Raw genomic sequence first — 19,403 nt, 5'->3', positions numbered from 1 at the left:
GCGGCGGTCTCCTCTGGCGATCATGGCCGGCGCCTCTTCTTGGGTGGAGGCGCGTGACCGGCACGCTAGCCTGTTGCGGTGCAGCACGCCAGTTGTTTTCCAGGATCGGACACTTTGCATCCATCAACAGGGAACACGCGCCGTGCATGAGGGGCATTGCACGGCAGGCGCAAAGCGTTCAGCATTCCTTTCATCATGGGTTGAATGTCATCCCCAGGTGATGAAGGTATCGTCCATGCCGGGGTCATCCTCCGCCGGTTCCACGCCCGCTGTCGCTGCACCGCCTGCCGGTGCCGTTCCACGCCATGCCCTGCGGCTGCTGGGGGCTGCGGTGGCGGTGATCGGGGCAGGGCAGGCCATCCAGGTCGCCATCGTGCCCGGGCTGATCGCCGCCACCGGCATCGATGCCGCCACACTCGGCCTTCTGGTGGCCCTGGGCGTGCTGCCTTTCATGGTCGGAGCACCGCTCTGGGGGCGGCTGAGCGACCGGTTCGGCCGCAGACCGGTGCTGCTGGCGGGGCTGGTCGGTGCCGCCCTGGCCCATGCCCTGTTCGCGGGCGCCGCCGATCTTCTGGCCGCAGGGCGCATCAGCCATGGGACCGGCCTTGGGGTGATGATCGTCTCGCGGCTGATCTTCGGCGTGGCGGGCTCGGCCATTTATCCGGTCGGGCAGGCCTGGGCGGTGGATCTGGCGGGGCCCGAGCGGCGCCTGGCGGCAGCCGGCGCCCTGGCGGCGGGGTTGAGCGTCGGCCGCCTGGCCGGGCCGGCGGTGGCGCTGGCCCTGCTGATGGTCGGGCCGGTGGCGCCGCTCTGGGGGCTGTCGGCGATCGGTGCCGCCTCGGCCGTGCTGGTCGTGGTGGGGCTGGGCGGCGCCGCCGCGGCGGCCGGGCGCGGCGGTGCGGCCGCTGCAGCCGGGCACCCGCCCCGGGCGGCCGAGGGCATGATGCGGCCTTTCCTGGTGGTCGGCATCGGCACCTTCGCCATGGGCATGATGCAGTTCGTGTTCGGCCTGCATGCCATGGCCCGGCTCGACATGGCGGCGCCCGCGGCCTCGCAGCTGGTGGCGATCGTCATGGCGGCGGCGGCCGTGGTGATGCTGGGGGTCCAGACCCTCGTCCTGCCGCGGATCGGCGCCCGTCCGGCGCTGGCGGCACGCGCCTGGGCGGCAAGCCTGATGCTGCTGCCGCTGTCGATCGCGCTCGGCTGGTGGGGCGGGGCGTGGTGGGCCTTCGTCGCGTCCGCGATGCTGACCGGCGCCGGGATGGCGGTGGTGGTGGCGATGCTCTTCGCTCGCGTCACCGCCGATCCCCGCCTGCGCGGCACCCGTGCCGGCCTGCTGAATTCAGCCCAGACCGCAGGCTATGCCGCTGGATCGGCCGTGGGCGGGCTGTACGCCGTGGGGGCGGTGCTGCCTTTCGGTCTGGCGCTGGCGGCCCTGCTCGTGGCGGTCGTGGCCGGCTGGCGCCTGCCGGGCCGCCCGGTCTGAACCCTGCTCTTCCTCCTGCCCCCTACTCACCGACGAAGCGGCAGACGAAGCCCGGCACTTCGGGGGTGAAGGCGATGGTCGCGTCGATGTCGCAGGCTGCGGCCGCGATATTGCCCGCCGCCGTCCAGTCGGGATAGGCGGCATAGGTCCGGTCGGCCTTGGCGGCCCCGGCCGGGGCATTGGCGGCATAGGGAACATAACCGCGCAGGGGATTGCCGGCCTTGCAGGTCCGCGCCAGAAGCTTGCGGACCGCCGCGGCGAAATCGCCATCCTGCGCGGCGCCGCGTGTGGCGAGCGCGTTGGTGCGGTCCACATCCACCCAGCAGACCGGATCGGCGGCCTGACCTTCGGCCGGCAGGGCGAAGAGGGTGGTGGCGACACCTGCGGCCAGCACGATCTGGCGCAGGAGGTGTGGCATGTGGCGCATGGGATCTCCGCAATGGCTCGATGGGGCCCGCCCCGTCTCCGGGGCGGGCCGGCAGGTCAGGCGGCGTCGGCCCTGGTGGCGTCTGGCCTGGTGGCATGGTCGCCCAGCCGGTCGCGCACGGCCGGGGTGGCAAGGCAGGCCTCGGCGGCCTCGTGCCCTTTGGTGGTCATATGGCCGGTGAAGAAGGCCTGATGGACATCATGCTCGTGGAAGTGATGCGGTGTCAGCACCACCGAGAACACCGGCATGCCGGTGTCGAGCTGGACGCGCATCAGCCCCTCGATCACCGCACGGGCGACGAAGTCGTGGCGGTAGATGCCGCCGTCGACCACGAAGCCCACCGCGATGACGGCCACATGCCGGCCGGCTTCCGCGATGCGCTTGGCCTCCAGCGGGATTTCGAAGGCGCCGGGCAGGTCGATCACGTCGATGGCGTCGGCGGGAATGCCACGTTCGGCCATGCGTGCCGCAAAGCCGTCGACGGCGCGGTCGACCAGCTCGGCATGCCAGCGCGCACGCAACACGGCGAAACGCGGTGTGACCTCGCCGTCCTGGTGGATCGTGGTGGGGGTCGTCTGACTGATCTGATTCATGGCGGTCCTCATCGGGATACCGGTTTGCCAGAATCAGGGCGCACGGGGAAACGCCCCTTGGCCATACGGGCGGTCAGGGCACACAACTGCGCCGCCGCCCGTCCCGCCGGGGACGCGCCTCTCCGTTCTCTTCCATCCGGACTGTAACCGTCGGCTCCGGCATCGCACCGGATCTGCTGACCCCGCCATCGGTGCCGGGCCCATCGGCCCTGAACCTCTGGCGGGCGCTCGCGGGCTCACAACCGGGCCTGGGCCCGCTTGCCTACCGCCGGTGGGGACTTCCACCCCGCCCCGAGAACGTATCGCCCGCGCCCCTTGCGGAAGGACGCAGACCGCCTCACCATACGCGCGCCCTGCCGCTTGCGGCAACACCTTCCGATCACGTCACCGGAGACGCCTTCAGATGCCGGAAACCCAACCCCGCCGTTATGCCCTGCTCGATCGCGACGGCACCATCAATCTCGACACCGGCTATCTGGCCGATCCGGCCGGGTTCGAGTTGCTGCCCGGGGCACTGGCGGGTCTGAAGCGGCTTGTCACCGCCGGTTTCGGCCTGGTGGTGGTGACCAACCAGTCGGGCATCGCCCGCGGTCTGATCCGGCCCGAGGCGCTGGAGGCGATCCACGAGCGGATGTGTCATCTTCTGGCGCCGCACGGCATCCGCTTCGATGCGATCGAGATCTGCCCCCACGGGCCCGACGAGGGCTGCGACTGCCGCAAGCCGTCGCCGGGCATGGTGCGGCGTGCGGCGGCACGGTTGGGGTTCGATCCGGTCCGGGCGGTGGTCTTCGGCGATAAGCCGTCGGATATGGGCCTTGCCCGTGCGGTGGGCGCCATGGCCGTGCTGATCGGCGACGAGGCAGCGGCAGGGTCGTGCGATCCGGCACCCGATTTCTGGGCGCCGGATCTGGATGCGGCGGCGCGTCTGGTGATCGACGGCACGCGCCCGGCCTGACGTCAGCGGCCGATGAACCGGGGCGCCCGCTTCTCGACGAAGGCCTGTGCCGCCTCGCGGTGGTCGGCGCTTTCCGAACAGCGGGTGTGCTGGATCGCTTCCAGATCCATCACCTCCGACAGCGTGCCGGCCTGTGCCAGGTTCATATTGCGCTTGATGGCGGCATAGGTCAGCGCCGGCCCGCGGGCAAGCGTCTCGGCGATCATGCGGGTCTCGGCCTCCAGGGCCTCGGCATCGACCACGCGGTTGACCAGGCCCAGCTTCTCGGCCGCGGTCATGTCGAGCAGCTCGGCGGTGAAGTAAAGCTCCCGCGCCTTGGCGGGACCGACCAATTGGGTCAGGAACCAGCTGCCACCGAAATCGCCCGACAGGGCCACCTTGGCGAAGGCGGTGGTCATCACGGCGGTGCGGGCGGCGATGCGCATGTCGCAGGCCAATGCCAGCGACAGGCCGGCACCGGCCGCGGGCCCGGGCAGGGCGGCGATGGTCGGCTTGCCCATCTCGTGCAGCCAGCGCGAGGCTTCCATCACCTGGCGCAGTTCCGTGGCCCGGCGCTCGCTCGACTTCGCGGCTTCGGCCTCGGCGGTTTCCGCCATGCGCTTGACGTCGCCCCCGGCGCAGAAGGCGCCGCCGGCACCCGTCAGCACCACCACCCGCACATCATCGTCGGCGGCAAGCCGGGTGAGGGCCGAGACCAGCGCGGCCAGCATCGGCCGCGACATGGCATTGCGCCGTTCCGGCCGGTTGAGCGTCAGCCAGGCGACGCCGCTTTCAATGCGTTCAAGCAGTTCAGACATGGGGTTCCTCCACCAGCCGGGCCGGCGCAGCTGGCCGGCTGGTCATGATGATTTTCAGCGATGCGCCTGCCAGAGCTTAGCCCGGCGCCGCGGGACGGGACATGCTGCGGCAACCCGCGTCCGCCATGCGGAGTATGACTGCATACACTCAGATGTCGTAACGGTGTTACTAAACCGTTCCGCGATTATTATAGAATCATGATGCGTTAGGGTGGTCGTTCGACTATCGTATATGGATAAGAAGTGCTGCAGAACGAGACGGATGGTAGCGAGGTGCCAGAGTCCAGCAGCCCCGTGAAGGGGGCTGGATGTATCCCCCCGAACCGTGCTCTGACGCATGAGGCGCCCGAGATGGTTCGACCGGCCCCCGCCCGGAGATCCGCCAGGGAGGATGTTCCATGAAACGGGTACTTCTCACCACGGCGCCCAAGGAGGCGCTGGTGGAGATGAACGGTATCGGCGGCAACTGGTACGATCGCACCGATACTTACATGGCCTGGACCTGCGCCAACGACCTCGCCGACCGCCTGTCGGTGACCTGCCCCCCCACAGGTCTGAACTTCCTGAAGGCCAATGTGCCGGATGTCGAGGTTCTGGAATATCCCACCTGGGCCGAATACGAAAAGGCGCTCGGCTCAGAGCAGTGGGACATGGTGGGCATCAGCTTCTACACCTGGTCTGTGCCGGTCGCGATCCAGATGGCGAAACTCGCCCGTGAATACGGGGTGAAAGAGGTCTGGGGCGGCAATTACGGCGCGATCACGCCCGGAATCCAGCCGCATTTCGACCGGCTGATCAAGGGACCGGGCGAATACGTGCTGCATCAATACGTCTACGGGCGGCCGCTGGAGCACGTCACCCATCCGCCGATGATGGGCGAGTCGAGCTTCCGCGGCGTGAGTTCGAAGGTCGGCTATCTCTACAGCAAGCGCGGCTGCAACATCGGCTGCACCTTCTGTTCGACGCCGGTGTTCAATCCGAAGGAAGACGCGATCTTCATGGAGGACATGGAGTACGCGCTCGACACCTATAAGGAGAACAGTGTCGCCCATGTCATCATCTACGACGAGTCATTCTTCCTGAAGAACGACATCGCCGAACGGGTGGTCGACGGGCTGGCCAAGCGTGGCCTCGGCTGGATCTGCCTGACCCGTGCCGATCTGCTGCGCGGCCGGATTTCGGAACTCACCGATCGCTGCATGGATGGTGCGATCATCGGCATCGAAAGCTATCGCGACAAGAACATCGCCGACGTCCAGAAGCGCGACGACGTCTACAACGTCCGCGCGACCGTCCGTGAGCTGATCAAGAACGGCCGCCGTGCCCTCGGCACCTTCATGGTCGGCTTCCAGGACGACAGCATCGAAGACATGGAATACGACATCACCCAGCTGGCCGATGAGGGGCTGTTCGCCTGCCAGCTGACCCTGCTCACGCCCTTCCACGGCACCAAGCTGTGGAAGCAGATGGAGCATCTGGTGAACGAGCCGGACCTGTCGAAATTCGACCTCTACAACCTGGTCTGGAAGCACCCGAAGATGTCGCCGTCAGAGGCCCGCGACCTGATGGCCTGGGCCCAGCGCAAGGTGAACGACCCCGGCGTCGTGGCGCAGAAGATCAAGCAGGACATGAAGGAAAAGCTGCGCCGCGAAATGGCGGCCAAGCGCGGACAGCTGCCGATCGGCAGCCGGCCGTCGCGGCTGGGCGGTGGCATGGCCGCCGGCGCCTTCGCGGCCCCCGAGCGCTGACCGGCGCCCGGATCACCTGTTCCGTCTGCTGCCGAAACGCCCGGTACCATCCGTCTGCCGCCCGCCCGCCGCAAGGGCGGGCGGCGACGGGGGGCCTGTCCGAGGGACCGTCCGATGAGCGCGCTCAAGATCCTGGCCATTCAGCTCGGCTTCCATCCCGACTATCCGGATGTGTCGACGCTCGCCACCACCTACAATGACGGCATCTATTACGTCGCCTCCTTCGTCGCCGATCAGCTCCCCGAGGCGCAGCTGGACATGTGCCAGATGTTCTGGGGGGAGAACCCGGCCGATTTTCCGCTGGAGAGCTACGACGTCATTCTGGTCTCGGCGCTCGCCACCCATTTCTGGTCCAACATCCCGACCCTTGAGACGATCGCCCGGCGGCGGCGCAAGGACTCGCTCATGATCATGGGCGGGCCGCATGCGGCTTTCGCCCCGCACGAGGCGCTGAAATATGCCGATGTGGCGGTGATCGGCGAGGGCGAGCTGCCGACGCTGGAACTGATCGCCCGTCGCGCCGTGGGCGGCGTCGGTGGCCCGATTGACGACATTCCGAACATCGCCTGGATCGGCGACGACGGCCGGCTCGCCATTTCCGACGTGAAGCGGTTCGAGAAGGTCTCCACCGCCATCCGCCCGGAACTGCTGGCGCGGGCGCCGCGGCTGCACTGGGCGACGGTGTCGATGTCGCGCGGCTGCCCCTTCGACTGCTCGTTCTGCTATGCCATCCGCCTGCTGGGCCGGCGGTTCCGGACCAAGACCGTGCCCGATATCGTGGCCGAGCTGGACGGCATCCATGCCCAGACCGGCTGCACCCGGTTCTATGTCACCGATCTCAACTTCACCACCCGGCGCGATTTCTGCCAGCAGGTGGCCCAGGCGGTGCGCGACCGGCCCTATAAATTCATCTCGATGAGCCGGATTAACCATGCCGACGACATGGATCTGGTGCTGGAGATGAAGGCCTCGGGCTTCGACGAATATTGCCTGGGCGTGGAATCCGAAGATCCGGGCGTGCTGCGCGCCTTCAACAAGAAGGTCGATGCCAGCGAGCAGACCGAGCGTCTCTGGCGCTTCGCCGAGAACGACGTCTACATCCATTCGGCGATCATCTTCGGTCTGGAAGCCCAGGATCAGGGCGCCATCCGCCGCACCGCCCGCTGGTGCGCGGACGCCCGGATCGTGCATCCGACCTTCGTGTGCCTGGCCGAATATCCCTTCCAGAACCTGCTGTTCGGCGCGCGCCAGGACATCGAGGATCACCGGATCATCATGGAGGTCCCGACCTATCAGCACTATTCCTTCGTCGGCATCTTCCCGCGCCATATGCGGCCGTCCGACCTGCAGCGGTCGATCCTGGACAGCTACGACGTGTTCTTCGAACGCGCCTTCGAGGTCGAGACCCGGCCGCAGCGGCGGATGCGGCTGAAATCCTATCAGCGCAGCGTCGCGCAGAGCCGCGGCGGCATGGAACGCCATATCGGCTTCCTGGAGAAACTGGAGGTGCCCTACTACACCCGCGAGGGCACGCTGAAAGAGGATCTGCTGCTGGGAGATTTCGAGGCCCGGCACGGTGCCACCCGTGACTGGCTGGCCCGGTCGGCCCGCGGGGCCGAGCCGGCCTTCGCCAAGGCCTATGCCCGCTGAGCCGCGGAGGCGTGCCCGAGATGACCATGGCGACCTCTCCTGCGGACCCGCATTTCCGCAGCTTCCATGACGCGTTGCCCGCGGCCACCACCTGGGAGGCGGTGGCCCGTGGGGCCGAGACCGCGCCCCATGGCTTCGCCCTGCGCGTGATCGAACGCGGTGGTGCCGAGGCGGTGCTGACCCGGGGCGATCTTGCGACGCTCGCCGCCGCCGGCGCCCGGGCTCTGGCGGCGGCCGGCATCGCGGCCGGTGATCGTATCGTGCTGGCGCTGCCGGCCTCGCGGCTGTTCCTGGCGCTGCATCTGGGCGCCGGTGCGATCGGTGCCCTGCCGGTGGTGGTGGCGCCGCCCGCCGTGCCGGTGCCGGATCCCGCCCGCGCCCATCTGGCCGATATTGCCCGCAGGGCGGGGGCCCGGCTGCTGATTGCCGAGGCGGAACCGGCCGGGGCGCTCGACGGCCTGGACACGCAGGCCCCCGGTCTGGCGGTTGCCGCGGCCGACCGGTTGCTGGCGGCGGGGTTGCGCGCAGCCCTGCCGGCGATGACCGCCGATCCCCGCGGCATTTCGCATCTTCAGCAGACATCGGGATCGACCGGCGCACCCAAGCTCGCGGTGGTGCATCACGACCGGCTCTCGGCCAATCTCGCCCAGATCGCGGCGGCGATCTGCCCGGGGCCCGAGGGTGTGGGCGGCGATGTTCTGGTCTCGTGGCTGCCGCTCTCCCACGATATGGGGCTGGTCGGGCTCAATTATGCGCTCCGCTGGGGCGTGCCGATGGTGCTGGCCGATACCGGCGAATTCGTCCGCAACCCGATGAACTGGCCGGCCTGGATGTCGCGGCACAAGGGTACGCTGTCGCCGGCGCCCAACAGCGCCTTTCAGATGTGCGCGCGCCTGGCCCGGCTGCGCCCGCCGCGCGGGCTGGACCTCTCGGCCTGGCGGGTGGCGCTGTGCGGGGCGGAACCGGTTCATGCCCGCACCCTGCAGGATTTCAGCGCCGCCTTCGGCAGCCACGGTTTCGCGCCCGAGACCCTGCGCCCGGTCTATGGCCTGGCCGAGGCGACGCTGGCGGTGGCGATCCCGCCGGTGGGTGGCTGCGTGACCGACCCGGTCGATGCCGACCGGCTGGCGGCCGAAGGGGTGGCCGCACCGGCCGGAGACGAGGCCGGGCGCCGGCTTCATGCCGTCACCCTGGGGCCGGCCGTGCCGGGGGCCGCGATCCGCATCACCGCGCCCGACGGCACCGAACTGCCCGAACGCCGGGTCGGCGAGATCGAGGTCGCCAGCCCCGCGACCGTCGGTGGCTATTGGCAGGATCCGGCCGAAAGCGCCCGGCTGACCCGGCCCGACGGCTGGCTGCGCACCGGCGATCTGGGCTATCTGGCCGATGGCCGGCTGCATGTCACCGGCCGGGCCAAGGATCTGCTGATCCTGGGCGGACGCAATTTCACCCCCGCCCAGATCGAAGATGTGGCCGAAGCCGCGGCCGATGCCGCGATCACGCCCGCGGTCATTGCCGTGGGTCTTACCGACGAGACCATCGGTACCGAAACCCTGCATCTGCTGCTCGACACCCGCCTCGGCCCCGAAGAGGCGCGCCCCGCCATCGCCCAGCGCATCCGCGATGCTCTGGCGGAGGCTTTCGGCCTGACCGGCATCGGCACGCATTGGATCGCCGCCGGCCTGGTGCCGCGCACCCCCAGCGGCAAGGTTCAGCGCTTCCGCTGCCGCGAGATCGTGGCCGCGCGCCTGGCGGACCGTCAGGCCGCGGCCTCAAAAAACAAGACGACACCCGCCCCAGGGAGGATCACCGGATGAATGCGCCCAAGGATATGGCCGCCGCAGAGGCCGCCGCCGTGGTTTCCTCCGTGGCCGAACCGGTCGCCATCATCGGCATCGGCTGCCGTCTGCCGGGCGGCGCCTCCAGCCCGGCGGCCTTCTGGTCGCTGCTCCGCAACCGGGTGGATGCCATCCGCGAGGTGCCCTCCGACCGCTGGAATGCGGCCCTGTTCCACCATCCTGATCCGGCCTCCCGTCCCGGCACCGTCGGCACACGGATGGGCGGTTTCCTGGACGGCATCGACCGCTTCGACCCGGGCTTCTTCGGCATCTCGCCGCGCGAGGCGCAGCTGATGGACCCCCAGCAGCGCCTGCTGCTCGAATCGGCCGTCGACGCCATCGACGATGCCGGGCTGAAGCTTGAAGACATCGACGGCACGGATGTCGGCGTGTTCATCGGCATCGCGGCCTATGACTATGCCGAAATCCAGCACGGCATGGCCAATCGCGAGCTGATTTCCGGCCACACCAATACCGGCCTTGCGCTTTCGATCGCCGCCAACCGCATCTCGTACCTTTTGAACCTCAAGGGGCCGAGCGTTGCGGTCGACACCGCCTGTTCCTCGTCTCTGGTGGCCCTCCACCTCGCCTGTCAGTCACTGCGATCAGGCGAAAGCCGGGCGGCGATCGTGGGCGGGGTCAATGCGATCCTGAAGCCGGAGCCGACCATCGGCTTCAGCCGCGCCTCGATGCTGGCGCCGGATGGCCGCTGCAAGACCTTCGATGCCCGCGCCAACGGCTATACCCGGGGCGAGGGCGCCGGCATCGTCGTGCTGAAGCCGCTTTCGGCCGCCCTTGCCGACGGCGATCCGGTCTATGGCGTGATCAAGGCCACGGTCGTCAACCAGGACGGCCATACCAACGGCATGACCGTGCCGGGCGAGGATGCCCAGGCGCGCATGCTGGAGACCGCCTATGCCCGGGCCGGCATCGTGCCCGGCACGCTGCAATACATGGAAGCCCATGGCACCGGCACGCCGGTCGGCGACCCGATCGAGGCCCGCGCGCTCGGCCGCGTGCTGTCACAGGGCCGGCCGGATGGCGATCGCTGCCTGGTCGGGTCGGTCAAGACCAATATCGGCCATCTGGAGGCGGCGGCGGGTATTGCCGGACTGATCAAGGCGACGCTCGCCCTTCATCACCGGCATGTGCCATCGAACCTGAATTTCGAGAGCCCCAACCCCGAGATCGATTTCGACGGGCTGAAGCTCGAGGTCGCGAGCAGCGACCGGCCCTGGCCGGATAACGGCCATCCGCCCCGCGCGGGCGTCAATTCCTTTGGATTCGGCGGCACCAACGCCCATGCGGTGCTGGAAGCGGCACCCGCCGAAGCCGTGCGCCCGGCCCTGTCGGACGAAGGGGCGCCTGGCATCGCCCCCGATGCCGACAGGACCGGCGCACCCGTCCTGATCCCGGTCTCGGCCCGCAGCGCCGAGGCGCTGGCCGAGGCCGCCCGCCGTCTGGCGGAGGCGCTGACCGATGGCGACCAGGCGGCTGCGCACCGGCCGCTGGCCGAAGTCGCCGCCTGGGCGGGCACCCGGCGCAGCCAGCACGACCACCGGCTGGCGGTCGTGGCGGCCGACCATGCCGAGGCGGCGGAACGGCTGCGCGATGCCGCCGCCGGCACGGCCGGCCCCGGCATCATCGCCGGCCGCGGCCGGGCCCGTTCCGCACCCGGCAACCCGGTCTATGTCTTCTCGGGCATGGGCCCGCAATGGTGGGCGATGGGCCGCCAGCTGATCGAGCGCGAACCCCTGTTCCGGGCCGCGATCGAGGAATGCGATGCCCATCTGCGCGCGGCCGGCGCGCCCTGGTCGCTGATGGACGAGATGTGCCGCGACGAGGCGCAGAGCCTGATGGCCGAGACCTATATCTCGCAGCCGTCGAACTTCGCCCTTCAGGTCGGCCTCGCCCGGCTCTGGAGCCATTGGGGCATCCGCCCCGCGGCCATCGTCGGCCATTCGACCGGCGAGGCGGCCGCCGCCCATGTCGCCGGCCAACTGGACCTCGCCACCGCCTGCACCGTGATCTATCACCGCTCACGCGTGCAGCAGCGGGCCAGCGGCAAGGGCCGCATGCTGGCGGCGGCCCTGACCGAGGCCGAGGCGCTGGAGCGGATCGCGCCCGTGGCCGACCGGGTGTCGATCGCGGCCATGAACGGCCCCGGCATCCTGACGCTCGCGGGCGATGCCGAACCGCTGGAGGCGATCGCGGCAGGCCTTGCCGCAGAGGGGCGGTTCAACCGCTTCCTGACCGTGGCCGTGCCCTTCCACAGCCACCACATGGATCCGCTGCGCGAGGATCTGGAAGCCTCGCTCGCCGCGATCCGGCCGGCTGCGGCGGACCTGCCGCTCTATTCCACCGTCACCGGCGATCTGGCGGAGGATCTGCCCTATGACGCCGCCTATTGGTGGCGCAATGTCCGCCAGCCGGTGCGCTTCGCCGACGCGATCCGCAGCCTGATCCGCGACGGCCATCGGACCTTCCTGGAGGTCGGGCCGCATCCGGTCATCTCGTCCTCGATCGACGACACGGCGGGCGAGCTGGGCGAGCGGGTGATGACGGCGCATTCGCTCCGCCGCCAGACGGAAGAGCGTGCGGTTCTGCTCGGCAATCTGGGCCAGCTCTATGCCGCCGGCCACCGGGTCGACTGGCAGGCGGTCTCGGGCGTCGACCGGCTGCGGCCGGTGCGGCTGCCGGCCTATCCCTGGCAGGACAAGCGCTACTGGCAGGAGGCGGCGGAGAGCCTGGACGGCCGCGCCGGCCTGCCCGCCCATCCCTTCATCGGCCGGCGGATCGCCGCCGGCCTGCCGCTCTACGAGATCCGCATCGATCTGGAGCGGCTGCCCTATCTGGCAGACCATGCCGTCGGCGGCTCGGTTCTGTTCCCCGGCGCCGGTTTCATCGAGGCGGCGCTGGCCGCCTGGACCGCGGCCATGGGCGCCGTGCCGGCGGCGGTCGAGGATGTGCGCTTCCTGAAGGCCCTGATCCTGGGGGCCGATCGGGCGGTGAAGCTGCAGGTGGCGCTCGATCCCGCCAGCGGTGGCGCCCGGGTGCTCTCCCGGCCGCTCGGCGAGGACGAGGCGCCGTGGACGCTGCATGCCTCGATGACGTTGAAGCCCCAGGGCGCGCTGCCGGCCCAGGCGGTGGATCTGGAGGCTGCGGCCGGGCGCTGCACCGAAGCGGTGGCCGATCGTGGCTATGGCGCCTTCGCGGCCCGCGGGCTGAATTACGGCCCGGCCTTCCAGGGCATCGCGGCGCTGTCGCGCGGGCCGGCCGAGGCGCTGGCCCGGCTGACCCTGCCGGCCGCGGCACGGGCGGGCGACGGCGCGCCGGATGCCGCGGGCGGCTATCTCTTCCATCCTTCGCTGCTGGATGCCTGTTTCCAGGCGGTGCTTGGCGCGATCGACAGCCGCAGCGCGGCCGCCGGTGCCTATCTGCCGGTGGCGGTGGAACGGCTCAGGCTGTCGGGGCGGATCGACGATGGTGCCGAACTTCACGCCCATGCCCGGCTGCTGACGCTGAATTCCAAGCAGCTGGATGCCGATATCCGTCTGACCGATGCCGCAGGCCGGGTGCTGGCCGAGGTGCAGGGCTTCTCGTGCATGGCGCTGGATCAGGCCGAGGGCGGCCGCGGTGCCGGCCGCGACATCGATCGCCGGCTGTTCGCCGAGCATTGGGTGGCGCAGGCGGCGGGCGTGGTGGCGGCGGATCTGCCCGATCCGGCCGATCTGGTCGACGAAACCCGGCCGATGGTGCTGCCGCTGATCCGCAAGCTCGACCGCGCCGGCTATTATGCCGAGGCGCAGCCGCTGCTCGACCGGCTGACCGCCGCCTATGCCGCCCGCGCCTTCGCCGAGCTGGGCATCGATGCCGATGCGCCCGATCCGGCGCGGGTCGATCCCGTCCATCACCGGCTGCTGGCACGGCTGGCCCAGGTGGTCAGGGCCGAGACGGCCACCGGTCCGTTGCCCGAGCCCGAGGTGCTGGGCGCCGAGATCGACCGCCGTCATGCCGGGCTCGCGCCCGAGATGGTGCTGATCCGCCGCTGCGGCGAAGCGCTGGCCCGGGTGCTGACCGGGGCGCAGGATCCGCTGGATCTGATCTTCCCCGACGGATCGCAGGTCGATGCCGAACGGGTCTATCGCGACAGCCCGAGCTTCGGCACCTATAACCGTATTCTGGAACAGGCGGTCCGCGCCCTGGTCGACCGGCTGCCCGCCGACCGGCCGCTGCGGATCCTCGAGATCGGTGCCGGCACCGGCGCCACCGCCGCCCATCTGCTGCCGGTGCTGCCGGCCAGCCGCACCGACTATGTCTTCACCGACATCTCCACCGCCTTCACCACCAAGGCCGAGCAGAAGTTCCGCGCCTTCGATTTCGTCCGCTACCGCCTGCTCGACATCGAGAAGGAGCCGGCGGCCCAGGGCTTCGCGCCGGCGAGCTTTGACCTGGTGGTGGCGACCGACGCGCTTCACGCGACCCGGGCGATCGACACCGCAATCGCCCATGCCGCCGGTCTGCTCCGCCCGGGCGGGTTGATGGCGCTGGTCGAGCTGACCGCGCCGCCGCCCTGGTTCGATCTGGTTTTCGGCATGCTCAAGGGCTGGTGGGCCTTCGACGATGCCGGGACCCGTCCCGATCATGCCTGCATGACCCTGCCGGCCTGGGAAGCCGCGCTCATGCGCGCCGGCTGCCCGGCGGTGGCGGCGCTCGACGACCGCGAGGATGGCGGGGCGACCGTTCACAGCGTCATCCTGGCCCGGCGGTCGACCACCGAGACCGCGGTGACCACCGGCGAGGCGCCGGCGGCCGGGGCCGACGAGCTGGATGCCCTGCTCGGGCTCAGCACCATCACCCGCGCGAAGCCCGGCTGGCTGGTTCTGGCCGATGGTCGCGGTGTCGGTGCGGCGGTTGCCGCAGCGCTTGAGGCACGGGGCCATCCGGTGAGGACCGTGACGGCCGGCGAGGTGGCCGATGTCCGTAGCCTGGTGGACCGGGCGCTGATGGATCTGCCCGAGGTGGGCGGCATTCTGCATCTCTGGTCGCTCGATGCCGGGCCGACCGAAGCGGCCGATATGACGGCCGTGGAGGCGACGGGGGCCGCGGTGCTGATGGAACTGGTCCAGACGGTGACCGATCCGAGCTTCGGCAATCCGCCACGGCTGGTGCTGGCGACCGCCGGTGCCCGGCGGGTGCGGCCCGACGATCCGGCGCCCGAGGCCGCACAGGCGCCGGCCTGGGGCTTTGCCCGGGTGCTGACCAACGAACATCCGGAACTGGGCACGGTGATGGTCGACCTGCCGGCCGCCGTCTCGACCGACGGGACCGACGAGATCGAGGCACTGGCCCGGATCTGTGCCGAGGGGGCCGGCGACGAGACGGAAATCGCGCTCCGCGGCGCGCGGACCCATGTCGGCCGCATCCGGGCCGAGACGCTCGACGGGCTTCGCCGCCGGGCGCTCGACCCCAGGCCGGCGGCGGCCGGAACCGCCTTCCGGCTCGATGCCCTCAAGACCGGCGCGCTCGACAATCTGATGCTGACCGAGGCGCGGCTGCGCGAGCCGGGGCCGGGGGAGGTCGAGATCGATGTCGCCTTCACCGGGCTCAACTTCCGCGACGTGATGAAGGTGATGGGCATCTACCCGACCGAGGGCGACGAGCCCCTGGTGCTGGGCGACGAGGTCGCCGGCACCATCCGGCGGGTGGGGCCGGGGGTGGATGATCTGGCGCCCGGCGACCGGGTGATGGCGATCGCGCCCGGCTTCGCCAGCCGCACCGTGGTCGGCCGCGGCTTCGTGGCGAAGCTGCCCGACGGGGTGCCGCTGGAAGGGGGCGCGACCATCCCGATCACCTTCGTCACGGTCTGGTATGCGCTGCATCATCTGGCCCGCGCCGAGGCCGGAGAGCGGATCCTGATCCATGCCGCCGCCGGCGGTGTCGGCCTGACCGCGATCCAGGTCGCACAGCGGGCGGGGCTGGAGATCCATGCCACGGCCGGCTCGCCCGAGAAACGCGATTTCGTCCGCAGCCTGGGCGTCACCCATGTCTATGACAGCCGCAGCCTCGACTTCGCCGACCAGATCATGGCGGCGACCGATGGCGAAGGCGTCGACATGGTGCTGAACTCGCTGGCGGGTGAGGCCATCCCGAAATCGCTCGGCCTGCTCAGGGCTTATGGCCGCTTCCTGGAGATCGGCAAGACCGACATCTACGGCAATTCCCGCATCGGTCTCCGGCCGTTCCGCAACAACCTCTCCTATTTCGCCATCGACCTCGACCGGGTGTTCCGCGAGCGGCCGAAACTTGCCGCACGGCTGATGACCGAGGTGGCCGATGCCTTCGCCGAAGGCGGGCTTCAGCCGCTGCCGCGGCGGGTCTGGCCGGTGTCCAGGGCCGAACAGGCCTTCCGCCACATGGCCCAGGCGCGCCATATCGGCAAGATCGTGCTCGCCATGGAAGACGAGGCCGCGCGCATCGCCCGGCCGCTGCCGAAGCCGCTGCCGCTCAAATCCGACGGCACCTATCTGATGACCGGCGGTCTGGGCGGCTTCGGCCTCGCCGTTGCCGAATGGCTGGTGGCCAAAGGTGCGGGGACGGTGGTGCTGGCCGGCCGGTCCGGCGCCGCCACGCCCGAGGCCCAGGCCGCGGTCGACCGGCTGCGCGCCGGTGGCACCCGGGTGCGGGTGGAACGCTGTGACGTCACCGACCGGGCGGCGGTGGAGGCCATGCTTGGTCGGATCCGGGCCGATCTGCCGCCGCTCAAGGGCGTGCTGCATGCGGCCATGGTGCTGGACGACGATTTCGTCCTGAAGCTCGATCGCGATCGTCTCCACCGGGTGACGGCCCCCAAGATCGAGGGCGCGCTCAACCTGCATCTCGCGACCCGCGACGATCCGGTCGAGATGTTCGTGATGTTCTCGTCCTTTGCGGCGATGGTCGGCAATCCCGGCCAGGCCAATTACGTCGCCGCCAACCAGTATCTGGTGGCGCTGGCGGAACGGCGCCGGGCGCAGGGTCTGCCGGCGCTGGCGGTCGACTGGGGGGCGATCGGGGGCGTGGGCTATGTCGCGGCCCATGACGAGATCGCCCGGCATTTCGAACGCCACGGCCTCACCCCCGTCCAGGCCCCCGATGCGCTGGCCTCTCTGGAGGCGCTGCTCGGGGCCGGGGCGGTCGCCTCGGGCGTGATCGACATCGACTGGGCGGTCTGGGCCCGCTACATGCCCGAGCTTGCCCGCAACCCGCGCTATGCCGACCTGCCGCTGACCGAAGGCGCCGGTGGTGCCGGCGGTGGCGGTGGAGAGGGCGACCAGGTCCTTGCCCGGATCCGCGAGGCGGCGGCCGAGGACCGCCAGGCCATGGTCGAGGCGGCGCTCGCGGCACGGCTCGCCACCGTGCTCGGCACCAGCGCCGAGACGCTCGATACCGGCCAGCCGCTGGCCGAACTCGGGCTCGATTCGCTCATGGCCGTCGAACTCAGCTGCCTGATCGAGGATGATCTGGGCGTGAAGACACCTGCGATAGAATTGACCCAGAGCCCGTCGCTCTCCAAGCTGGCGGAGCGGTTGCTGCCTGCGATCGCACCCTGACCCATCCAGGGCTCCGCAGACGAGCCCTTTCCCAAGCCGGAGAGAGACGCCGATGTTCGAACCCCGCAACCCCGCTTTCGCCGAAGCCGCCCGTGCCATCTTCGGTCAGGCCGGTTTCATCACCGATCTCGGCATCGAGCCGGTGACGGTCGAGCCGGGGCTGGTCGAAAGCCGTGTGACCATCCATCCGCGGCACATGCAGCATGACGGTGTGATCCATGCCGGCGTGCAGATGACCATCGCCGACCATACCGCGGGGGCGGCGGCCTTCACGACCATCGCCGCCGATGAATTCGTGCTGACCACCAGCTTCACCACCAGCCTGCTGAAGGCGGCGCTGGGCACGGAGCTCCGCTGCCGGGCAACGGTGCTGCAGGCGGGGCGCCGTCTGGTGGTCTGCGAATCCGAAGTCTTCGCCGTCAGGGACGACACGCCGGTGCGGGTGTCCAAGGCGGTGGTGTCGCTGGCGGTGCTGCAGCGGCGTTGAGCCGCCGCCTGCGGGCCCGCCCGAAAACTGCCGACCGGCGGAGCCGGCGGCCGGAAGGAGGAGATCCCCCATGACCGATACGCTCTTCAACGATGTGGTGACCCGCATCGGCGAGTATCTGGAGGCCGATGTGAGCCATCTCACGCCCGACTCCAAGCTCGCCACCTCGATCGACGGGCTCAACTCTCTCAAGATGTTCGAGATGATCCTCTATCTGGAGGATTGTTTCGGGGTCGAATTCGACGAGGCGGTGATGGATCAGATCGACACCCTGGGCGGGCTCGTCGACCATATCCGTGAACAGCGCGCCGCGGCGGCCTGACGGAGGCTGCGGCACCCATGAAGCCGATGCGCTGGCCCTGGCGGCGGACGGCCGCCGGAGACGATCCCCTGCCGTCCGGCGATCCGGCCGATGCTGCGGCGGACACCCGTGCTGCCGCCGACGGCCGGGCCGCCGCGGTGACCGGCATCGGCTGCGTCACCGCCTTCGGCCTGGGGCGGGAGGTTCTCGACGACGCCCTGGCCGCGGGGCGGGTGGCGGCGGCACCCGTCACCCGGTTCGACCCTGCCCGCTTCACCTGCCGGATCGCGGCCGAAGTGCCGGAACCGTCCCTGCGCTTCGCCCGCGATCATCTCTCGCACGAGCTGGAGCGGATGAGCCTGTTCGTCCGGCTCGCCGTTCATGCCTCGATGACGGCACTGGGTGCGGATCCGGCCGCGACCGGCCGGCCGCGCCTGCCCGAAGGCCGCGGGCTGATCGCCATGGGGGTCGCCATGGGCGGCCTGCCCCATATCGAACAGGGGGTGCTGAAGCAGGAACGCGCGGGCCCCCGCAAGACCACGCCTTTCCTGATCCCCTCGCTGATCCCGAACATGGCGGCGAGCATGACCGCGCTCCGGCTCGGCTTCGAGGGGCCGCAGGTGACGCTGGCCGGTGCCTGCGCCAGCGGCACCCAGGCGATCGGTCATGCGCTCGCCGAACTGCGGGCCGGGCGGATCGACTGGGCGCTGGCCGGCGGATCGGAAGCCGTCACCACCCCCATCACCTGGTCGGGGTTCGAGGCAATGCATGCGCTTTCGCGCGGGGCCGCGGGCCAGGGGGCAGTAGGTGGCGAGGTGCCGGCCGCGCGTCCCTTCGATGGCGCACGTGACGGCATGATCTGTGGCGAGGCCGCCGCCATGCTGCTGCTGCACCGGGCCGATGCCTGTGACGGCCGGGCAGTGCTGGGCCGCATTCTGGGCTATGCCACCAATTCCGGCGCGCCGGACCTGACCCGCATCCCCGACCGCGAAGGCCTGGCCTGCATGCGTCTGGCGCTGAAAGATGCCGGCGTCGATCCGGCCGATCTGGGCGCGGTGATGGCCCAGGCCTCGGGCATGATCACCGGCGATGCGATCGAGGCGGCGGCGATCGCGGAGCTGACCGGCAGCCACCGCCCGCCGGTCACCTCGGTCAAGGGCGCCACCGGTTATGTCTTCGCCGCCAACGGGCCGGTCAGCACGGTGGCGGCGCTGGGCGCCCTGTCACGCCGGCGCCTGCCGCCGGTCGCGGGGTTCCGGGCCGCATCGGAGGACACCGCCTGCATCGACGTGGTGGCAGGCGCACCGCGGGACATCGATCCCGGCCGGCCGGTGCTGGTCAACAGCTTCGGCTTTGGCGGCATCAATGCCTCGCTGGTGGTCGCCGGATCTGACGGGATCGGCAGATGACGGCCCGGCTCTGATATCAATTCTTGATGTGGTGCATTTTGGCGCAGAATTGATCGCGTTCTTCTGCACATATGTAGTGACTTGAAAGCATGATCAGGCGATGATGGCCGGGATCCATCA

Annotated in this window: 12 protein-coding genes and 1 riboswitch; of the genes, 9 read left to right on the top strand and 3 right to left on the bottom strand. The window is 70.0% G+C overall.

All coding sequences use genetic code 11. The features are described from left to right. Nucleotides 1-235 precede the first annotated feature (235 nt). Nucleotides 236-1,486, top strand: coding sequence for an MFS transporter (locus tag WI697_RS12700; protein ID WP_345958711.1), 1,251 nt, complete (start codon nt 236-238; stop codon nt 1,484-1,486). A 22-nt stretch (nt 1,487-1,508) separates the two neighbouring features. Here the strand turns inward: WI697_RS12700 and WI697_RS12695 are convergent, their stop codons facing one another. Then, nucleotides 1,509-1,904, bottom strand: a complete 396-nt coding sequence (locus WI697_RS12695; RefSeq protein ID WP_156503379.1) for a hypothetical protein — start codon at nt 1,902-1,904, stop codon at nt 1,509-1,511. A 65-nt stretch (nt 1,905-1,969) separates the two neighbouring features. Beyond that, nucleotides 1,970-2,506 carry a 6,7-dimethyl-8-ribityllumazine synthase gene (locus WI697_RS12690; RefSeq protein WP_345958710.1) on the bottom strand — a complete coding sequence of 179 codons (537 nt, stop codon included), beginning with the start codon at nt 2,504-2,506 and terminating at the stop codon, nt 1,970-1,972. Nucleotides 2,507-2,626: 120 nt separating this feature from the next. Continuing rightward, a riboswitch (FMN riboswitch) is annotated at nt 2,627-2,809 on the bottom strand. 100 nt (nt 2,810-2,909) lie between these two features. On the opposite strand from WI697_RS12690, the gene WI697_RS12685 reads away from it, so the two are divergent. Then, nucleotides 2,910-3,461 carry a D-glycero-alpha-D-manno-heptose-1,7-bisphosphate 7-phosphatase gene (locus tag WI697_RS12685; protein ID WP_345958709.1) on the top strand — a complete coding sequence of 184 codons (552 nt, stop codon included), beginning with the start codon at nt 2,910-2,912 and terminating at the stop codon, nt 3,459-3,461. A gap of 2 nt (nt 3,462-3,463) precedes the next feature. On the opposite strand, the gene WI697_RS12680 is transcribed toward WI697_RS12685, so the two are convergent. Then, a complete protein-coding gene (locus WI697_RS12680; protein WP_345958708.1) occupies nt 3,464-4,258 on the bottom strand; it encodes an enoyl-CoA hydratase-related protein in 795 nt (264 codons plus the stop codon). A gap of 398 nt (nt 4,259-4,656) precedes the next feature. On the opposite strand from WI697_RS12680, the gene WI697_RS12675 reads away from it, so the two are divergent. The 7 genes from WI697_RS12675 to WI697_RS12645 all read left to right on the top strand — a co-directional run bounded on the left by WI697_RS12675 (nt 4,657) and on the right by WI697_RS12645 (nt 19,283). Further along, nucleotides 4,657-6,006 carry a B12-binding domain-containing radical SAM protein gene (locus WI697_RS12675; protein WP_062770095.1) on the top strand — a complete coding sequence of 450 codons (1,350 nt, stop codon included), beginning with the start codon at nt 4,657-4,659 and terminating at the stop codon, nt 6,004-6,006. A gap of 114 nt (nt 6,007-6,120) precedes the next feature. Beyond that, nucleotides 6,121-7,656, top strand: a complete 1,536-nt coding sequence (locus WI697_RS12670) for a B12-binding domain-containing radical SAM protein (protein ID WP_345958707.1) — start codon at nt 6,121-6,123, stop codon at nt 7,654-7,656. A 20-nt stretch (nt 7,657-7,676) separates the two neighbouring features. After that, complete coding sequence (locus WI697_RS12665; RefSeq protein ID WP_296714093.1) at nt 7,677-9,473, top strand: AMP-binding protein; 1,797 nt, start codon at nt 7,677-7,679, stop codon at nt 9,471-9,473. Next, a complete protein-coding gene (locus WI697_RS12660) occupies nt 9,470-17,086 on the top strand; it encodes an SDR family NAD(P)-dependent oxidoreductase (RefSeq protein ID WP_345958706.1) in 7,617 nt (2,538 codons plus the stop codon). Before WI697_RS12665 ends, WI697_RS12660 begins: the two co-directional genes overlap by 4 nt. A 52-nt stretch (nt 17,087-17,138) precedes the next feature. Next, nucleotides 17,139-17,573: a PaaI family thioesterase gene (locus WI697_RS12655; protein WP_062768915.1), complete on the top strand. Its 435-nt coding sequence runs from the start codon at nt 17,139-17,141 to the stop codon at nt 17,571-17,573. A 70-nt stretch (nt 17,574-17,643) separates the two neighbouring features. Beyond that, a complete protein-coding gene (locus WI697_RS12650; RefSeq protein WP_345958705.1) occupies nt 17,644-17,895 on the top strand; it encodes an acyl carrier protein in 252 nt (83 codons plus the stop codon). A 17-nt stretch (nt 17,896-17,912) separates the two neighbouring features. Next, nucleotides 17,913-19,283: a beta-ketoacyl-[acyl-carrier-protein] synthase family protein gene (locus WI697_RS12645; RefSeq protein WP_345958704.1), complete on the top strand. Its 1,371-nt coding sequence runs from the start codon at nt 17,913-17,915 to the stop codon at nt 19,281-19,283. Nucleotides 19,284-19,403 lie beyond the last annotated feature (120 nt).

The sequence above is a fragment of the Tistrella mobilis genome, assembly GCF_039634785.1.
GTDB classification, from domain to species: Bacteria; Pseudomonadota; Alphaproteobacteria; order Tistrellales; family Tistrellaceae; genus Tistrella; species Tistrella mobilis.
Note: the sequence above shows the minus strand (reverse complement) of the source record. Positions and strands in the feature narration are given on the sequence as shown.